This window comes from Pseudofrankia coriaricola, from assembly GCF_032027725.1.
Taxonomy (GTDB): Bacteria; Actinomycetota; Actinomycetes; order Frankiales; family Frankiaceae; genus Pseudofrankia.
In genome coordinates this window covers 80736-98570 of record NZ_JASNFO010000049.1, presented here as the reverse complement: position 1 = coordinate 98570, position 17835 = coordinate 80736, and the positions used below count along the sequence as shown (strand labels likewise).

Genomic DNA, 17835 nt, shown 5'->3' with positions numbered 1-17835 from the left:
GCCTCGCTGGGTGTGAGGCCTGCGTCACCGAAGGACGAGGCGTAGTGGTTGCGCTCGATCGCGGTTGAGCTGGTCGAGCGCTGTGGCGGTTGCCGCGTCGCCGGGCAGGTAGACGATCAGACGTTGGTCGTCGTCGGCGGGGAGCTCGAGGGTTTCGTAGGCGAGTCGAAGCGCGCCGGCATCGGGGTGGGTGAGGCGCAGGACGCCGCTGGTCTTCGCCAGGCTGGGAATCGTGTCGACTCGGTGTGTGAAGGCGTCGCCGGCGATGACCGTCAGCTCATCCGCGAACGCCGCCATGTCGGGGCGTGCGCGGAATGGGCCTTGCTTGAGCGCCGCGACCTGTTCGTCGGCTACGTGGGCCCAGTCGGGGTAGGTGGCGCGGGCGCGGCTGTCGGTGAAGACGTACCGGGCCAGGTTGGGCTGCGCGGCGTCCAACAGTCCCGTGGGTCTGGCGAGCCTTTCGTAGCCGGCGGTGTGCGCGAGGATGTCGGTGAGCGGGTCGAGCAGTATCGCGGGGGTGGGCTCGAGGCGGTCGAGCAGGGCCCGCACGGTCGGGCGGACGATGCGAGAGAGGTTGCCGAGGCCCCGGCAGTTGAATCCCGGGTCGGCGGCTTTCGTCAGTCGGTGCAGGTGGATGCGTTCGCTCGGGGTCAGCCGGAGCGTGTCGGCGAGGGCGGAGAGCACCTGCGGGGATGGTCGGCGGTCGCGCCCCTGCTCGAGCCTGATCACGTACTCGACGCTGACGCCGGCGAGGGTCGCCACCTCCGAGCGGCGCAGTCCAGGGGCACGGCGACGCGGTCCGGTGAGCAGGCCGACCTCGGCCGGGCTGATGTTCTCGCGGTGCGTGCGCAGGAAAAGCCCGAGCTCGTTGTGGCTCACCGTCCGACCGTAACAGTGTCCCCGCCCGTGTAGGTGTCCCCGTCACTACCACCCTCAGCGCGGCCTTCCTGAGTGTTCGCCCGCTGGCAAGAGTCGAGAAAGAGGTTCGGCGACGTCGAGCCCGACTCTGTGTCCGCGGGAGCTGGAATCATGAGCAGTACGGTCGTGGTCGTCGGCGGGGGTTATGGAGGTGCGGCGGTCGCCAAGGCACTCGAGGCTGAGGCCGATGTCGTCCTCATCGATCCGCGGGACGCCTTCGCCAACGTGGCGGGGTCACTGCGGGCGCTGGCTCAGCCGGCCTGGGCCGCCAGAATGTTCTTTCCTTTTGCCACGCTGCTCACCCGCGGCACGGTGATTCGCGAGCGAGCGGTCTCGGTGGACCCCGACGGTGTCACCCTCTCCTCGGGGCGGCGAGTTCCCGCGGACTACCTGGTACTCGCCACCGGCTCCAGCTACGCCTACCCGGCCAAGCCGAAGGCCGACGCCACCGAGGACGCGCTGGCGGACCTGCGCGATACCCACAAGGAACTGGCCGACGCGGAGCGGGTGCTGATCGTCGGCGCGGGTCCGGTCGGTCTGGAGCTTGCCGGCGAGATCAAGGATGCCTGGCCGAGCAAGTCCGTGACCGTCGTGGACCTGGCCGCGACCCTGTTGCCGGGCTTCGAGCCGGATCTGCGCGACGACCTTCACCGCCAACTCGACGACCTGGACATCCGGCTCCACCTGGGAGCCAGCCTGACGGCGCTGCCGCCGACCGAGGCTGGCCGGGCGGGGGCGTTCACCGTCGCCACGACCGGCGGCGCCGAGATCACCGCTGACATCTGGTTCCAGGCCTTTGGCGTGCGTGTCAACAGCGACTACCTTGCCGACGGCCGGCTCACCACGCTCACCGCGCGGAGCGAGGTCGCCGTGACCGACACCCTGAATGTCGCGGGGCATGGCCATGTCTACGCGATCGGCGACCTGACCGATGTCGCCGAGGACAAGTTGGCCGCGTGCGCCCTGCGGCATGCGGAGGTTGTGGCGAAGAACATCACCGCGCAGCTGCGGGGCGAGCGGCCCACGACCACCTACCAGCCGCTGCCACATCCGATGATCCTGTTGCCGCTCGGACCGCGCGGCGGCGTCGGGCAGATGCCCACACCCGAGGGCCCGACCGTCGTCTCGGCTACGACGGTTTCCCAGTACAAGGGCGCCGACCTGTTCACCGGCCGCTTCACCGAACAGTTCGGTCCCACCGCCGCCTGAACGACCTTCGCTGACCACCGACGGCCCTACCGCCGTGGCGCCTGACCCGCGCTACGGCTGTCGGCCGCCGTGCGGGCGGACGGTGGCGGCCAGGTCCCCGTGCAGGTCCGCCAGTAGCCGGACGAACTCGTCCGCGGCGTCGAGGATGAGGTGATGGTGGGCGCCGGGCAGCGTCACGAAGGTCGATCCGGCGGGTAGCGCGGTGCGCGCGTAGGCGGCGACCTCGTCGGTGACGACGAGGCTGCGTCCCGCACGTACGAACCACAGCGGTATCCGCAGCCGCGTCAGGCTCTCCACCACTCGATCGTTGTCGATCGGCGGAAGCCCGCGCTGGTCGAACTTCCAGGTCCAGCCCTGGGCGCTCGCGCTCGGGCGCACGGCGTACTCGGCGACCGGGCGGACCACCTCGGCCGACGGTTCCGGCTGCGGTGGCCGCAGCCGGAACCGCGCGGCGGCGATCTCCCGCGAGGCGTAGACGAGCTCGCGCCCGGGCGGGAGCGACGCCATCCGCGGCGGTGGCGCGCCGGCCGGGCGGAGCAGCGAGTCGAGCAGGACCAGCCCCCCGAACCGGTCCGGGTGGCTGGCCCCGGCGACCGCCGCGATCCGGCCGCCCATGCTGTGGCCGACCAGCAACGCGTGCCGGGACCCGACCGCGTCGAGCACCGCGATCAGCTCGGAGATCCACATGTCCACGCCGTAGCGGTCGCGGCGCCCGCTGTCGCCGTGGCCGCTGAGGTCGAGCCTGATCACCCGCCAGTGCTCCTCTAGCGCCGGCAGCACCCGGTACCACCACTTGTGGTGCGCCTGGTAGCCATGCACTAGCAGCAGGTCGCGGTTCCCCGACCCGGATACGGCGTAGCGGACCGGCACGCCGTCCACCAGCACCTCGTCCGGCAGCGCGGCCGCGGACGCCGGCGGCCCTGCCTCCACAGACGGCTCTTCCTCTGCGAACGGCCCTGCCTGCGCGGACGGCCCTGCCTGCGCTGGCACGGCCGTCCCACCGGTCACGCCGGTCTCGACCGGGCTCATCGCGCCTCCGACCCGTCCATCTCGTGCGGTAGCCAGAACCAGCCGATTGTCGACCCGCCCGGTCGGCCGGTGCGCACGGATGTGGCCAGCGTGGCAGTCCGAGGTTCTGGCCCGCGCGACAGCGTCGCCGCCAACAGATGCGGAGGCGGGGCCTACAGATCCTGAAGGGTCGGGGGGCGGCCTCGGTGGACCGTCGTGACCATGCTCTGCACGGAACGTTCGATCTGGTCCGCGGTCGGCGCGGGCGGTACCGGGTCGGTCCGAGCCGTTCCCTCGGCCCGGAAGGCGTCGAGGAGGTAGGCGGTGAAGCGGCGCCACGCGTCGGGCGCGGCCTCGTGGGTCGCGGCTGCCAGCCCGGCGTTGGCGAGCAGCAGGATGCCGATGTCGGCGGGGACGAAATCGGGCCGTAAGGAGCCGTTCCGCTGGGCCCGGGCGACGAGTTCCTCCAGCTCCGCCTTGGCCTCCGCCTTGAGCCCCTCGACCGCGCTGGACGACGGGAACCGCAGGGTGATCAGGTCGCGCAGGCCCGCGTCCGCCGCCTGCGCGCCGCAGAGGTACTCGATGAGCTCTCGGAAGCCCTCCCAGGGGCTCGGGTTCTCCAGAGCCCGGCCGACGGTGGTCCGGTAGTCGCGGATGTTCTCCTCGACGCTTGCCTCGAGCAGGTCGGCCCGGGTCGGGAAACGGCGGTAGAGCGTGGCGATGCCGACACCGGCCCGGCGGGCGATCTCCTCCAGGCCGACGTCGATGCCGCGCTCGGAGAACACCTCCCGCGCGGCCCGCAGTATGCGCTCGCGGTTGCGCTCGGCGTCGACCCGCAACACGGGACCTGTCCGCCTGGTAGGCCCGGCCGCCATCGCCTCGTTCCCGCCGAGTCGCGGACCGTCCATGTGACGAGCCTACCTTTCTATCTGGAGGTGACCCTCCGTTTACCCTGCTAGGGTTATCTGGAGAGATCTCCTCCATTTGTGGCGCGCCTCACGACGGCCGCGTGCTCGACGAAGGGATGGCCGCCATGTCACAGCACGTCGTCGCCGACGATCAGCGGACTCGCTCCGCCTCGGCGACAGGCGCGACTGGCCGGCGAGGTAATCCCTGGTGGGCCCTGGTGAGCGTCGCCCTCGGCGTCATCATGGTCGGCCTGGACGGGACGGTCGTGTCGATCGCGAACCCGCGGATCGCCGAGGACCTCAACGCCTCGTTGGCCGACCTGCAGTGGATCACCAACTCCTACCTGCTGGCCCTGGCGGCGCTGCTGATCTTCGGAGGGAAGCTCGGCGACCGATACGGCCGCAAGCGGGTGTTCCTCATCGGCGTGGTGGGGTTCGGCCTCTCATCACTGGCGATCGGCCTGGTCGGCAACATCGTCGGGATCATCGCGTTCCGGGCGGTCCAGGGCGCGTTCGGCGCCCTGCTGATGCCGAACACCCTCGCCATCCTGGCCGGCGCTTTCCCGCCCAAGGCCCTCAACCGGGCGATCGGGATCTGGAGCGGCGCATCGGCCGTCTCGATCGCCGGCGGACCGATCATCGGGGGCCTGCTGGTGGAGCACGTGAGCTGGGAGTCGGTCTTCTACATCAACGTGCCGATGGGGGCGCTCGCGCTCGGCGTGGGCCTGGCGGTGCTGCGCGAGTCCCAGAGCGAGAGCGCGGCGCAGCGCCACGACCTTCCCGGCATCCTCAGCCTGTCCGGCGGCCTGTTCGGCGTCATCTTCGGTCTGATTAAGGCGTCCAGCTGGGGGTGGACGGACGCGAAGACCCTTGCCTTCGTCTTCGGTGGCCTGGCCGTCCTGGCGCTGTTCGTGGTGATCGAAACCCGGGTGTCCGCTCCGCTACTGCCGATGCGGCTGTTCACCAACCGGTCGATCTCGGTGGGCAGCGCGGTTCTCGTCATCAACTTCTTCGCGCTGTTCGGCGTGCTGTTCTTCGTCACGCTGTTCCTGCAGAACGTCCAGGGTGTCTCGCCCATCGGGACCGGCGTACACATCCTGCCGCTGACCCTGGCCATGATGGTCATGGGGCCGATCTCCGGCCAGGTCACCGAACGCTTCGGGCCCCGCCCGCCGATGGTGGTCGGGCTCGTCCTGTCCGGGGTGGCGTTGCTCCTCCTGACCAGGCTCGAGACCGACTCCGGCTTCGGCGCGCTGTGGCCGTCACTGCTCATGCTCGGCATCGGGATGGGGCTGGTCATCACGGCGAGCGCGGAGGCGATCATCGGCAACGCGCCGGTGGACGACGCCGGGGTCGCCGGTGGCCTGCAGACCACGGCACTGCAGCTGGGCGGGGTCATCGGCACCGCCGTGCTGGGCTCGATCCTCAGCAGCAGCGTGGGATCGGTCCTGATCGACAAGCTGACCGGCGCCGGCGCTCCCGCCGACGTCGCGAACGGCCTGACCGGCTCGAACGAGCTCATCAGCCAGGGAGTCGCGCCCCGGGTGACCGGCGCGCCGGAATCGGTGCAGACCGCCGTGACCGCCGGCAGCCATGAGGCATTCATGGCCGGTCTGCACACGTCACTGGTCGTCGCGGGCGTCGCGACACTCGTCGCGGCGGCGTTGGCCCTCCTGGTTCAACGAGGAAGCCACAGCGACGGCACCACCGTCGTCGTGCACTAGGTCGTCGTGCAAAAAACGATCTGGTTGGCTCAGGCACCCCTGTAACACAGGGGTGCCCTCGCCAGAGTTCCGCATGAGCGGGTTCCGGGACAGACGGTGCGTCGGGGACACTGGGGCCTGGCCGACTCCGACTCCGACGCCGGCCGGTGCCCATCGCTCCGCCCCTGGGAGGCCCCGCGTGGATCGGTCCGAACTGACTGAGCTGATCGTCACCAGTCGGCGGAGCAAGGGGCTGAGCTGGGCGTCGGTCGCCGAGGCGGTGGGCCGGAGCAAGGAGTGGGTCACCGCCGGCTGCCTGGGCCAGATGTCGTTCGACGAGTCGGAGGCGGCCACGCTCGTGGAGCTGCTTGAGCTGCCGGCCGAGGCGGCCGCGCTCCTCACCGAGCCGCCCTACCGGGGCTCGCTGCCGACGGCCGTCCCGACCGACCCGCTGATCTACCGTTTCTACGAGCTGGTCTCGGTGTACGGGACGACCTTCAAGGAGCTGATCCAGGAGGAGTTCGGCGACGGCATCATGAGCGCGATCGACTTCAGGATGAACATCGAGCGCGAGCCCGACCCGGCCGGCGACAGGGTGAACATCACGATGAGCGGAAAGTTCCTCCCGTACCGCCGCTACTGACAGCCCCGACCAGCCCGTTCCCGTGGTTCGCCGGGGCCCTCACGCCCCCGGCGCGGCCCGTTCCTCGGCAGAGCCGTCACCGGAACCCATCCCAGGCGCGGGTGCCGGGCCGAGAAACCGAGCCGCAGCAGGCTGTTGGCGTATTTCGGCAGGCTCAGGTAGCCCCGGAGCCATGTGCCGCCGATCGTGTGCGCCTCGTCGGCGTCGGCGCACAGAAAGACGGTCTGCTCGGGCAGCACGAGCGCCTGGGCGCCCAGGCCTCTCGGATGCGGCTGGTGTGCTCGGGGGTGACGAGGTAGGGGTGCGCCCCGAGGGCCCGCCTCCCCGCGGGGCGGTCGTGGAGCAGGCCGGTGCCTCGGCCGTCGCTGTTGTTCACGTGGCCGAGGCCGTAGCTGACGGGACATGTCGGAATCGGCGTCCGATGTCGGGCAGACTTGAGGGGTGGCCGACGATGATCCGTACCGTTGGCTCGAGGACGTCGCCGGGGAGGCCGCGCTCGCCTGGGTGCGCGAGCGCAACACCGAGACGTTCGCCGAGCTCACCCAGTCCGCCGGGTTCGCCGCGCTGCGCGCGGAGATCCGCGAGGTGCTCGACGCGGATGACCGGATTCCCTATCCGGTCACGAGGGGTGAGTACCTCTACAACTTCTGGCGCGACGCGGCTCATCCGCGTGGCCTGTGGCGGCGCACCTCGCTGGCGTCCTATCGCGACGCCGCCCCGGACTGGGAGATCGTGCTCGACGTCGACGCGCTCGCCGACAGCGAGGGCGAGAACTGGGTGTGGCACGGCGCGCGGGTGCTGCGACCCGACCATCGGCTGGCCCTGGTCCAGTTGTCCCGTGGCGGCGCGGATGCCAGCGTCGTCCGCGAGTTCGACCTGATCGCCAAGTCCTTCGTGGACGACGGCTTCCTCCTGCCCGAGGCCAAAAGTACGGTCAGCTGGATCGACGAGGACCGGGTCTACGTCGGTACCGACTTCGGCGAAGGCTCGTTGACCGCGTCCGGCTACCCGCGTGTGGTCAAGGAATGGCGGCGCGGCACGCCGCTTGACGATGCCGTCACGGTCTTCGAGGGCGAGCCGGATGACGTCTCGGTCGGCGCCTCCCACGACCCGACCGAGGGTTTCGTGCGCGACTTCGTCCACCGAAGCGTCGACTTCTACCGCACCGAGTTGTACCTGCGTACCCCGACCGGGCTGGTCCGCATCGACGTTCCGGATGACGCGCACACCTCGATCCACCGGGACTGGCTGCTCATCGCCACCCGGTCGGAATGGGCCGTAGACGAGAACGCCTATCCGGCGGGCGCACTGCTCGCGGCCGACTTCGACGCGTTCCTCGAAGGACGACGTGAGCTCGCGGTGCTCTTCGAACCGGACGAGCACACCTCGCTCGACTACCACGCGTGGACCCGCAACCATCTGATCGTCGCCACGTTGCGGGACGTGAACAGCAGGTTCACCGTGCTCACTCCGACAGTCGAGGGCTGGGCGCCGGCGCCGCTGGCCGACCTCCCGGACACCGGCTCGGCCTACATCTGCGACACGAATCCCGACGTCGACGACGAGTACTTCCTCAACGTCAGCGGCTACACCCAGCCGGCGACCCTCTACCGTGGCGATATTGGCGCCGAGCCAGAGATCATCAAGCAGGCACCGGAGTTCTTCCCGACCGAGGGCCACACCGTCAGCCAACATTTCGCTGTTTCCGACGACGGCACCCGCATCCCGTATTTCGTCGTCGGTACCGGGAAACCCGGGCCGACGCTGCTCTACGGGTACGGCGGCTTCGAGGTCTCGCTCACCCCAAGCTACAGCGGCACTGTCGGCCGCGCCTGGCTGGCGCGCGGCGGCACCTACGTCGTCGCCAACATACGTGGCGGCGGAGAGTACGGCCCCGACTGGCATCAGTCGGTTGTCCGGGAGAACAGGATGCGCGTCTACGAGGATTTCGCCGCCGTGGCCCGAGACCTCGTCCGTACAGGGGTCACGACGCCGGCCCAGCTCGGCATTGAGGGCGGCTCCAACGGCGGCCTGCTCATGGGCGTCATGCTGACCCGCTATCCGGAGCTGTTCGGAGCCGTCGTCTGCTCGGTGCCGCTGCTCGACATGCGCCGCTACCACCAGCTGCTCGCCGGAGCCTCTTGGGTGGCCGAGTACGGCGACCCCGACGATCCCGCCGACTGGGCGTTCATCAAGGAATACTCGCCGTACCAGAACGTCCACCCCGACCGCCGCTATCCGCCGACGCTCATCACCACGTCGACCCGGGACGACCGCGTCCACCCCGGGCACGCCCGCAAAATGGTCGCGAGTCTCCGCGAGCTCGGCCACGACGTCCGTTACTACGAAAACATCGAAGGTGGCCACGGCGGCGCCGCCGACAACGGACAACTGGCCCACAAGTCAGCCCTGACCTACGAGTTCCTCTGGCGCACCCTCGGTACCGGCGCGGCCGCGGTCGGATAACGCGGGCGGTGGGGCAGGCGGGCGGTGGGGCAGGAGGAAGGGGGCGTCAGCTGGCTGGGACGGGTCGGGGTCGGTCATGGCCTCGGTTGCCGCAAGCGCTGTTTGATGGTCCTTGGCCCGCGGACGAGCCGGATCGGGTCAGCGGTCGGGGACGAGCGTCACCTGGAGACGCGATCGGAGCCTGTCCGCGAGCTCGGCTCGCAGCGGAGTGCCGCCCGCCCTCGCCGCCTCAACGGCATCTTCCGTCATCAATACCGTTGCCGAAGCACCAGTCGTAGTAGACGTAGGCCTCGTGTGACGAGCCGCCCGCCACCAGCCGTATGGACGATCCCGGTGTCGCCCCACCTGTCCTTCAGGAGCCCGGGGCTGCCCACCGGGCGGTTGAGGTCGTACTGGCAGACCGCGACGGTGTCCACGGCGTCAAGCCGAACCACGTCGCGAACTCCGGTTCCACACGTCAGCCGAAAGGCTTGACCGACCGCCACCTGTCCTCGCCGTATGCCGGCGGCCGTATTCATGTTCACCGGCTCGCGGGATAGGGCTACCGACCGCGGGCTCGGAGACGGCGAGACGTTGGGATGGCGGAGACGGCGGGGACGGCGGAGAGCGTGATGCCGCCACCGCGACCCCGCGGTTGCCGGGAAACTCCCCAGGTCATCGACCAGGCGCCGCGCGACCATCCATCCATCCATCGGGTTCTCTACCGCCGCCGAGCTCCGCCGTGCGCTGGAGGAGGCCCGCTGACACGGCACCCTCTTTCGGTTCTACTGACCGCGCGGCGCGTTCCCACGTTCGCCGGCAGCCGGATCGCCGACATTCCGGCGGCGTGGGACCGGCCCGGCAGGACCGTATGACCCGAGCGTCAACACCATCCATCACCACGACGGCGGCGGGCCAGGCCCGCCGGCCGGATATCCACGGAAGGTGGCCATGCCCGTCCTGACCGGTGTCCCGTGCCGGCACCCTGGGGAACGCCAGCGGAAAGCGGTTCCACGACGTTCCCCTTTCCGGGTTGACCCGCATCAGTTCCCCGCCTGGCCCGCCAGGTTCCCGCGCGCCACCGAGAGGGTGATTCCGGAATGGTGAGATGGCCGCGCCGCCAGAAGAGCGAAGACGGCGACGAGGGCGCGGAGCGCCGGCGCGCGCCCGCCCCGCCGTCCCCGGCGCGGCCTCCTGGCGCCACCGTCACCTGGACCACCGCCCCCGTTGCCCCCGCCGTGACTGCCCCCGTGACCACAGCCGCGGCACCCACGTCGGCGCCGCGGCCGTCATCACCGCTCGCCGCGGACGCGGCTGACGTGTCCACGGACTGGAGGGTCGGGGAGCGGGTGCTCGGCCTGTACCACGTGCGGCAGGTCTTCACCTCCGGCGGAATGGGCCTCGTCTACCGGGTGCGCCACCTGGGCTGGAACGTGGACCTGGCGGTGAAGAGCCCCCGGCCGGAGCTGTTCGCCGACGGCGCTGACCAGGAGCGTTTCGTCCGCGAGGCGGAGACCTGGGTGGGCCTCGGCGTGCACCCGCACCTGTGCGCCTGCCACTACGTCCGTACCCTCGGCGGTATCCCGCGGGTGTTCGCCGAGTACGTCGACGGCGGGAGCCTGCGCGACTGGATCGACCACCGCTCGCTCTACGCGGGCGGGCCCGGCGAGGCGCTCCGCCGGATCCTCGACCTCGCGGTCCAGACGGCCTGGGCGGTCGACTACGCCCACGGGCGGGGCGTAGCCCACCTGGACCTCAAGCCGGCGAACATCCTCCTCGACAGCGAGGGCACGGCGAAGGTGACCGACTTCGGCCTCGCCCGGGCGCACGGCGCGGCCGGCGGGCGGCAGCCGGACAGGGCCGACCCGGCGGTCTGGAAGTCACACCACTACGCGTCACCGGAACAGGCCTCGGGCGGACAGCCCGGGCCGCCCAGCGACGTCTGGAGCTTCGCGGTCACCGTCCTGGAGATGTTCACCGGCGAGGTCACCTGGAGCGCCGGGCCGGTCGCCGGCGCGGCGCTGGCCGACTACCGCACCCGCGGCCCGGCGGGCGCCGGCCTGCCGCCCATGCCGTCTCCGCTCGCCGACCTTCTGAGCCGCTGCCTGCGGGACGAGCCCGGCGAGCGGCCAGGCAGCCTGGCCGGGATCGCCGACGAGATCGCCGGTATCTACCAGGAGGAGACCGGCGAGGTTTACCCCCGCGCCGTGCCTCGTGCGGTGGCGCTGCGCGCGGACGAACTGACCAACCGCGCGCTGTCCATGCTCGACCTCGACCGGGCCGACGAGGCCGAACGGCTCTTCGGCGAGGCCCTGGCCGCCGACCCCGAGCACCTGGAGGCGACCTACAACTCCGGGCTGTTCCAGTGGCGGTCCGGCCGGCTTCCCGACGACGCGTTCGTCGCCAGCCTGGAAGGGGCCAGGGCGTCCGCGCAGGACCCTCGCCTGGCCCGGTGGCTGCTCGCGCAGGTACATCTCGAGCGCGACGACGCGGACTCGGCGCGTCCTCTCCTCGAGGAGGCGGCTCGGGACACTCCCGGCGACCCGGAGATCCCCGTCCTGCTGGAACGAGCCCGCGCCGGAGGCACCACCGGCCGCTGCCTGCGGGCCATCGACCACGCCGACGGTGTGTCCGCCCTCGCCGTCACGGCGGGCCCGCGCCCGTTCGTCGTGTCCGGTGACGGAAAGACGGTACGTGTCTGGGATCTGGCGACGGGGGATTCCCTGCGCGCCCTCGAAGGACACTCCAACCCCGTGTCGGCCGTCGCCGTCAGCGCTGACGGGCGCGTCGTACTGTCCGGCCAGCACGCGACCTCCGTGACGTACCAGACCGAGTTCGGCCCGCAGAGCCGGCGGGAACCAGCGCCGATTCGGGTATGGGACCTCGCCACCGGCACCTGTCTGCACACCATCGACACCGAAGAGGACTCCTGGGGCATCGACTCGGCCGCCGTCAGCCCGGACGGACGTCTCGGCCTGACCGGCGGCGGCGGCGGGATGTTGCAGCTGTGGGATCTGGCCGCGGGCACCTGCCTGCGCACCCTGCCAGGTCACGGAGGCAAGGTGGAGGCGGTCGCCGTAACGGCGGACGGGCGCCTGGGACTGTCCGGTGCCCTGGACAACGAGGTCCGGCTGTGGGAGCTGCGTACGGGCCGCTGCGTGCGGGTGTTCGAGGGCCACACAGGCGCCGTGGATGCGGTCGCCGCCAGCGCCGACGGGCGTTTCGCCGTCTCCGGCGGTATGGACTACCGGCTGCGCGTGTGGGAGCTGCACACGGGCCGCTGTATGCGCGTGCTCGAAGGTCACACCGGCAGGGTGTTATCGGTCGCCGTCAGCGCCGACGGGCGTTTCGCCCTGTCCGGCGCCGCCGACCGGACGCTGCGCCTGTGGGAGCTGAGCTCCGGCCGCTGCCGGCGTACCTTCGCCGAACATACGGGCGACGTGATGGCGGTGGCCCTGGCCGCGGACGGGCATCTCGCGGTGTCCTGTGCCGGGGACAAGAGCGTGCGGGTCTGGGAGCTGCCGGACCTGGACAGCTACGCCTGCGCGTTCCAGCCGTGCCGCCCGCGTTCGCACGCCGAGCTGGCGCGGCACGAGGCGGAGCTCGACAGGCTGCTGAGCGACGCGGCTCGTCCCGTCGAGGAGGGCCACTTCCCCACCGCGCTGGCGCTGCTCAGGCGGATCAGGGAGATTCCCGAGTACGAGCGGGACCCGCGAGTCCTCGACGCCTGGCGGCGGATGGCGCTCTTCTCCGCGCGCACCGGTGTCCGCGGCACCTGGAAGGCGCGGGTCCTCGAGGGCCACACCAGCGGCGTGCAGGCGGTCAGCCTGAGCCCGGACGGCCGTCTCGTCGTCACCGGCGGCGACGAGACGATCCGGGTGTGGGAACTCGACACCGGCCGCCTTGTCCAGACGTTGACAGCCCCCACCAGCGTGGAGGCGGTTGGCCTGAGCCCGGACGGCCGTCTCGTCGTCACCGGCGGCGGCGGCAACAAGGTGCGGGTGTGGGAGCTCGCCACCGGCCGTGAGGTCCACACCCTGCGGGGCCACACCGGCCCCGCGAATTCGGTCGCCGTGAGCCCCGACGGGCGGTTCGTCGTCTCCGCGGGGGACAGCACGGTGCGGGTGTGGGAGCTGGCCACCGGGAGGAGGGTCCACGTCCTGCGGGGCGGCGGCGAGCGCGTGGAGTCGGTTGCCGTGGCCCCGGACGGCCGGGTCGCCGTCTCCGCGGGCGGCGGCGAGACGGTGTGGGTGTGGGACCTGGTGACCGGGAACTGTCTGCGCACCATCCGCGTAGGTGAACGGTTCAGTGCCACCGTCGTGTCGAGCGCGCTCAGCCCCGACGGGCGCCTCTTCGTGACCGGAGACGCGGGCGCCACGCTGCGCGTCCTCGAGCTGGCCACAGACCAGCTCCTGCACCCGCCGCGACGCGGCGGGGCGAGATCGGTCGCGCTCAGCCCGGACGGTCGCTTCGCGCTGGTGGGCAGCGACTCGTCCAACGGCGACCCCACGGCGCGGATCCGGGAGCTCGCCACCGACCGCGACATCCACACCATCCAGGGTCCCTCCGGCGGTATGGCGTCGCTGGCGATGAGCCTCGACGGGCGGTACCTCGTCGCCGGCGGGGAGGACGGGACGGTGTGGATCTGGGAGACAGACTGGGAACTCGAGGCTGTCGAGCCGGCTGACTGGGATGACGGGGCCGCGCCCTACCTGGACGCGTTCCTCGCTCTGCACACTTCCCGCCCGCCGGATCGGCCCGCCTGGGACGAGGGCGACTTCGACGGCCTGATCCGCCGGCTCCAGCACGCCGGCTATGGATGGCTGCGCCCGGCCGGCGTCAGGGCCGAACTGGACCGCAGAGCGCAGGACGCCGAGCTGGCCGCGTCGGCCGCGTCGGCCGCGGACGTCACCGCCTCGGGCACCGAACCCGCCGCGACGCCCCTCGGCGCGGATGAGGAGAGCGGGGGCCAGGCCGCCGCGCTGGAGATCGAGGACGAGGCGCAGCTGGCGGGCGTGCTGGCGGCGGTGCGGCAGGCCATCGACGACGGCCGGTTCCCGGCCGCGCGGTCGCTGCTCAGCCGGGCCCGCCAGGTGCCGGGGCGCGCGGGGGACCCGCGACTGCTCGAGGCCTGGCGAGACCTCTCCCGGTTCTCGGTGCGCATCGGTCTGCGAAGCGCCTGGCAGTCGCGTGTGCTCAGCGGCCACACCCGCGAGGTGCTGGCGGTCGCCGTGAGCCCCGACGGCCGTCTTGCTGTGTCCGGCTCACAGGACCGGTCCGTGCGGGTGTGGGAGCTGGCCACCGGCCGCTGCCTGCACACCCTCGCCGGTCATACCAATGCCGTGACCGCCGTCGCCGTCAGCCCGGACGGCCGCCTCGCGCTGTCCGGTGGCGACGACGCCGCGGTGCGGGTCTGGGAGCTGGCCACGGGCCGTCTCGTGCGTACTCTCACGGGTCCCACCGATCGCGTGCGGGCAGTGGCCGTGTCCCCGGACGGCCGGTCAGCGCTGTCCGGCGGCCTGGACAAGGAGATCCGCCTGTGGGACCTGGCGACGGGACGCCTGAAGCGCACCGTCGAGGGGCATGCCGGCACCGTGACGTCGATCGCCATATCTGCGGACGGCCGTCTCGCGCTGTCCGGGTCCTGGGACCTGACGGTCGGCGTCTGGTTCATACCGGATGGCTTCAACGTGTACCCCGTGAGTGTGCTGGAGGACCCGGATGACTTCTCGGACCTCAGGGCCAGGGTGGAGGAGCACATGGTTCAGTCCGTCGCCCTGACGGCGGACGGCCAGTTCGCCCTGACCGGCCACGGTCTCCACCACCTGGGGCGCAAGGGCGCGGTACGGCTCTGGGATATGGACGAGGAGAGGTGCGTCCGCGTGCTCAGTGGCCACACGAAGGCGGTGCTGTCGGTCGCGGTGAGCCCGGACGGCCGGTTCGGCTTCTCCGGTGGTGACGACGGGGCGGTGCGGGTGTGGGAGCTGGCCACGGGTCGCGTCGTCCACACGGCCCGCAACCAGGCCGACTCCGTGGCCTCGCTGGCGCTGGCCCCGGACGGGAACTCGCTGCTGTTCGCCGGCGATGACGGGACGCTGCGGGTATGGGACCTGGACTGGGACCTCGAAGCCCGTGAACCGGCCGACTGGGACGAGGACGCCGACCTGTATCTTCGGGCGTTCCTCGTCCGGCACGGAGGGGATCTCATGACGAGCCGGGCCTCCTGGACGGAATCGGACTTCGACGGCCTGATGCGGCAGCTCCAGCATTCCGGCCTCGGCTGGCTGCGCCCGGCGGGCGTCCAGAGGGAGCTGGAACGCAGGGTTCGCGGGGCCACGTAGGCCGCGGACCGAGCTCCGTGAGGCGCCTGGCGGCGGTCGCCTCACGGAGCCGGTAGTCCTACGGCCTGATAGCTCGTCAGATCTCGGCCGCTGTGGTGAGGGCGGTACCAGCCGAACCGAGCGTGCGTGACGGATGTGGAATCTGTGGTGGGGGTCGCTGCGTGTTCAGGCGCTCAGGCGGCGGAGCCGGGCGAGGCGGCGTACCCCGTCCGCGGCGGGGCGGTCGAGGCAGGGCTGGAGTGCTGCCTCGAGACGGGCGCGGACGGTGGGCTCGTCGAGATGCATGCCGATGGCGACGAGACCGTCGGGGCCTTCCGTCACGGGCCTCATCGCGAGGTGGGTCTGTCGTCCGACGATGTTGACCACGTAGCCGCGCATACCCCGCCCCGTGTTTACGGTCACGGTGCCCTTGAGCCGGTAGACGTTCGTGGGTGGATCCTCGAGCAGGTCGACCAGCAGGCCAGGATCGATCGGGCCGGCGGCGGGGACGGTGACCGCGCCGACGCGCGGGTGTGGCTCGTCGTCGTGGTCGTGCCTGGCCAGGGCCGCGAGCGGAAGCTCGTCTGCGGGGTCGTGCGGGCTCGCGGCGTCGAACACGAGTGCCGGGTCGATGCGGCCGTGCGTCGTGTCGACGATGTGGGCATGTGGGTTGCTCGCGCGCACCCGGCTGGAGATCCGTGCCACCGTCTCGGCCCGGTGCGCCGGCGGAACCCGGTCGGTCTTGTTGATCAGGACGAGCGAGGCGGACGCGAACCGGGCCGGCGGCAGGCCGCCTCTGTCGACGGTCGCGAAGTACGAGGCGGCGTCGATCACGTCGATGAGGCCGCCGGGGCGGACGCGGTCCACACCACTGAACCGGATGAGCCTCGCCAGTGCTGGCGGGTCAGCCACGCCGCTGGCCTCCACGATCACCGCGTCCAGCCGCAGCCGGGGATGGGTCAGTTTCTCCAGCGCCTCGTCCAGGCCGTCCGTGTCTGGCAGGCAGCACAGGCACCCGCCCGCGATCGAGGCCGGTTGGTCGACCTGACCGGTGATCAGCGCGGCATCGACGTTGATCGCTCCGAAGTCGTTGACCACCACCCCCAGGCGCGCCCCCGGCGTCTGGAGCAGGCGGTTGAGCACCGTCGTCTTGCCCGCGCCCAGGTACCCGGTGAGCGCGATCACAGGCACCCGCACCCTCATTCCGACATGCCTCCTCCCGGCCCGCCTCCAGCCGGTGCCCGGATACGTGTCGCCTGGTAAGCGGGCGCGGGCCCCGGACAACGGGCTATGAAGACCATGCCATCGCTCGCGACCAGGCACTTCGGCCGGGTGCGGAGCCCTCTCCGTCTGCTGAGACGGGTCTGTCGCGTGCTCCGACGCCGCTGCCAGGCCAGCGACCTACCGGGCCAGCCGACCTGCCAGCGGCGTGGCAGCGATCTGCCAGAGGCCGAGAGGACTGCCGTGTTCGGCTTGGACCTGTCAGGCTCAGCGCGTCGCCTGTGATGCGGCGAGCCGGGAAGATCTTGGGCGGTCGCGAGGGGTGACCGTGGGGGTGGTGTCACGGATCGACGGGGAAGGATTGATCGCCATGCGGGTCACCGGATTCGACCATCTCGTTCTCAACGTGGGCGACGTCGAGCGTTCGCTCGCCTTCTACTGCGGCGTTCTCGGCCTTGAGCCCGTCCGGGTCGAGCAGTGGCGGGCGGGCAAGGCTCCGTTCCCGTCCGTCCGCGTCAGCGGCGAGACCATCATCGACCTGGTCGCGCTGCCACGGGGCTCGGCCAACGTGGATCATTTCTGTCTCGTCGTGGACCCGCTCGACTGGCAGGAAGTCATCGACGCGGGCGCCGTCACGGTCGTGGACGGCCCGGCCACCCGCTTCGGCGCGCGCGGCAACGCGGTTTCGCTCTACATCAGCGATCCCGATGGCAACACCGTCGAGCTTCGCTGGTACCCGGCGGACGCCCCGGCGACGTGACGCCGCCCGCCCCGAGGTGCTCCAGTGACACGGAACTAAGCCGGCTCTGTCAGCTCTGCCGGCTCTGTCAGCTCCGCCGGTGGGCGCGGCCGCCGGACCCGCCGTGCCGCCGCCCCCGCGGGCCACTTCGACGCCGACGACGACGAGCGCGTGCACCACGGCGCTGACGACCGAGAACGCCACGAAGGCGCCGCTGCTCGACCAGGGATAGCGCCACATGTCATCGGAGAGGTCGGTGGCGGGCTGGATGCCGAACTGGAGCACCGCACCAGCGACGACGGTGAACGCCGCGGCGCCGATGAAACCGATGGCTGCTATGGGTATCTGGCGGACATGTGCGTTGCTGGTTGAAGACATCGTTCCTCCCCGATCGATTCTGTTGCTGGTGTCGTTGTACGAGTCGGGGCCGGGGGCCGGCATCAGGGCAGGGGCTGAATCACCGATACGCGCCAGCACTGACCGTCGTTGCGCGCCAGCACCGTTGCCGGCTCTCGGCGAGGATTGGGACAATTAGCGGGCGTGATGCGCCTTCACTTGCGTGGTGGCTGGCGTCGGTGTTCGCGGCGACGCTGGCGGCAGAGGTCGTCGCGGTCGCGTTGTCGTGGGGCCCGGAGCCCGCCCACGACAGCGGGCTGTACGCGATCTACACCGTCACGCTTTCCGTCGCGGGTGCCCTGACCGTGCCGCGCCACCCGATCGT

At 71.2% G+C, this 17835-nt stretch carries 10 protein-coding genes; 6 read left to right on the top strand and 4 right to left on the bottom strand.

Annotated features, from left to right (window positions below):
* Positions 1–24: 24 nt before the first annotated feature.
* Positions 25–879: a helix-turn-helix domain-containing protein gene (locus tag QOZ89_RS25905; RefSeq protein WP_071054225.1), complete on the bottom strand. Its 855-nt coding sequence runs from the start codon at positions 877–879 to the stop codon at positions 25–27.
* A gap of 150 nt (positions 880–1029) precedes the next feature.
* On the opposite strand from QOZ89_RS25905, the gene QOZ89_RS25900 reads away from it, so the two are divergent.
* Positions 1030–2127 carry an NAD(P)/FAD-dependent oxidoreductase gene (locus tag QOZ89_RS25900; RefSeq protein WP_312625863.1) on the top strand — a complete coding sequence of 366 codons (1098 nt, stop codon included), beginning with the start codon at positions 1030–1032 and terminating at the stop codon, positions 2125–2127.
* A 51-nt stretch (positions 2128–2178) separates the two neighbouring features.
* Here the strand turns inward: QOZ89_RS25900 and QOZ89_RS25895 are convergent, their stop codons facing one another.
* The gene (locus tag QOZ89_RS25895; protein WP_312625861.1) at positions 2179–3156 is read right to left on the bottom strand and encodes an alpha/beta fold hydrolase; all 978 of its coding nucleotides are present in this window, start codon (positions 3154–3156) and stop codon (positions 2179–2181) included.
* A 152-nt stretch (positions 3157–3308) separates the two neighbouring features.
* Positions 3309–4043: a TetR/AcrR family transcriptional regulator gene (locus QOZ89_RS25890; RefSeq protein WP_083420072.1), complete on the bottom strand. Its 735-nt coding sequence runs from the start codon at positions 4041–4043 to the stop codon at positions 3309–3311.
* A 125-nt stretch (positions 4044–4168) separates the two neighbouring features.
* Here QOZ89_RS25890 and QOZ89_RS25885 point away from each other — a divergent pair, with 125 nt between their 5' ends.
* From QOZ89_RS25885 to QOZ89_RS25865, 4 genes are all read left to right on the top strand, one after another.
* The gene (locus QOZ89_RS25885; protein ID WP_312625858.1) at positions 4169–5767 is read left to right on the top strand and encodes an MFS transporter; all 1599 of its coding nucleotides are present in this window, start codon (positions 4169–4171) and stop codon (positions 5765–5767) included.
* 178 nt (positions 5768–5945) lie between these two features.
* On the top strand, positions 5946–6389 hold the full coding sequence (cynS, locus tag QOZ89_RS25880) for a cyanase (protein ID WP_071054218.1): 444 nt from the start codon (positions 5946–5948) through the stop codon (positions 6387–6389).
* 441 nt (positions 6390–6830) lie between these two features.
* Positions 6831–8855: a prolyl oligopeptidase family serine peptidase gene (locus tag QOZ89_RS25870; RefSeq protein ID WP_312625855.1), complete on the top strand. Its 2025-nt coding sequence runs from the start codon at positions 6831–6833 to the stop codon at positions 8853–8855.
* A 1079-nt stretch (positions 8856–9934) separates the two neighbouring features.
* Positions 9935–15175, top strand: coding sequence for a protein kinase domain-containing protein (locus QOZ89_RS25865; RefSeq protein ID WP_312625853.1), 5241 nt, complete (start codon positions 9935–9937; stop codon positions 15173–15175).
* A 165-nt stretch (positions 15176–15340) separates the two neighbouring features.
* On the opposite strand, the gene QOZ89_RS25860 is transcribed toward QOZ89_RS25865, so the two are convergent.
* Entirely contained in the window at positions 15341–16357 is a 1017-nt protein-coding gene (locus tag QOZ89_RS25860) for a CobW family GTP-binding protein (protein WP_071054212.1), read from the bottom strand.
* Between the two features lie 388 nt (positions 16358–16745).
* Between QOZ89_RS25860 and QOZ89_RS25855 the strand changes: the two genes are divergently transcribed.
* Entirely contained in the window at positions 16746–17135 is a 390-nt protein-coding gene (locus tag QOZ89_RS25855) for a VOC family protein (protein WP_071054210.1), read from the top strand.
* Positions 17136–17835: the final 700 nt, after the last annotated feature.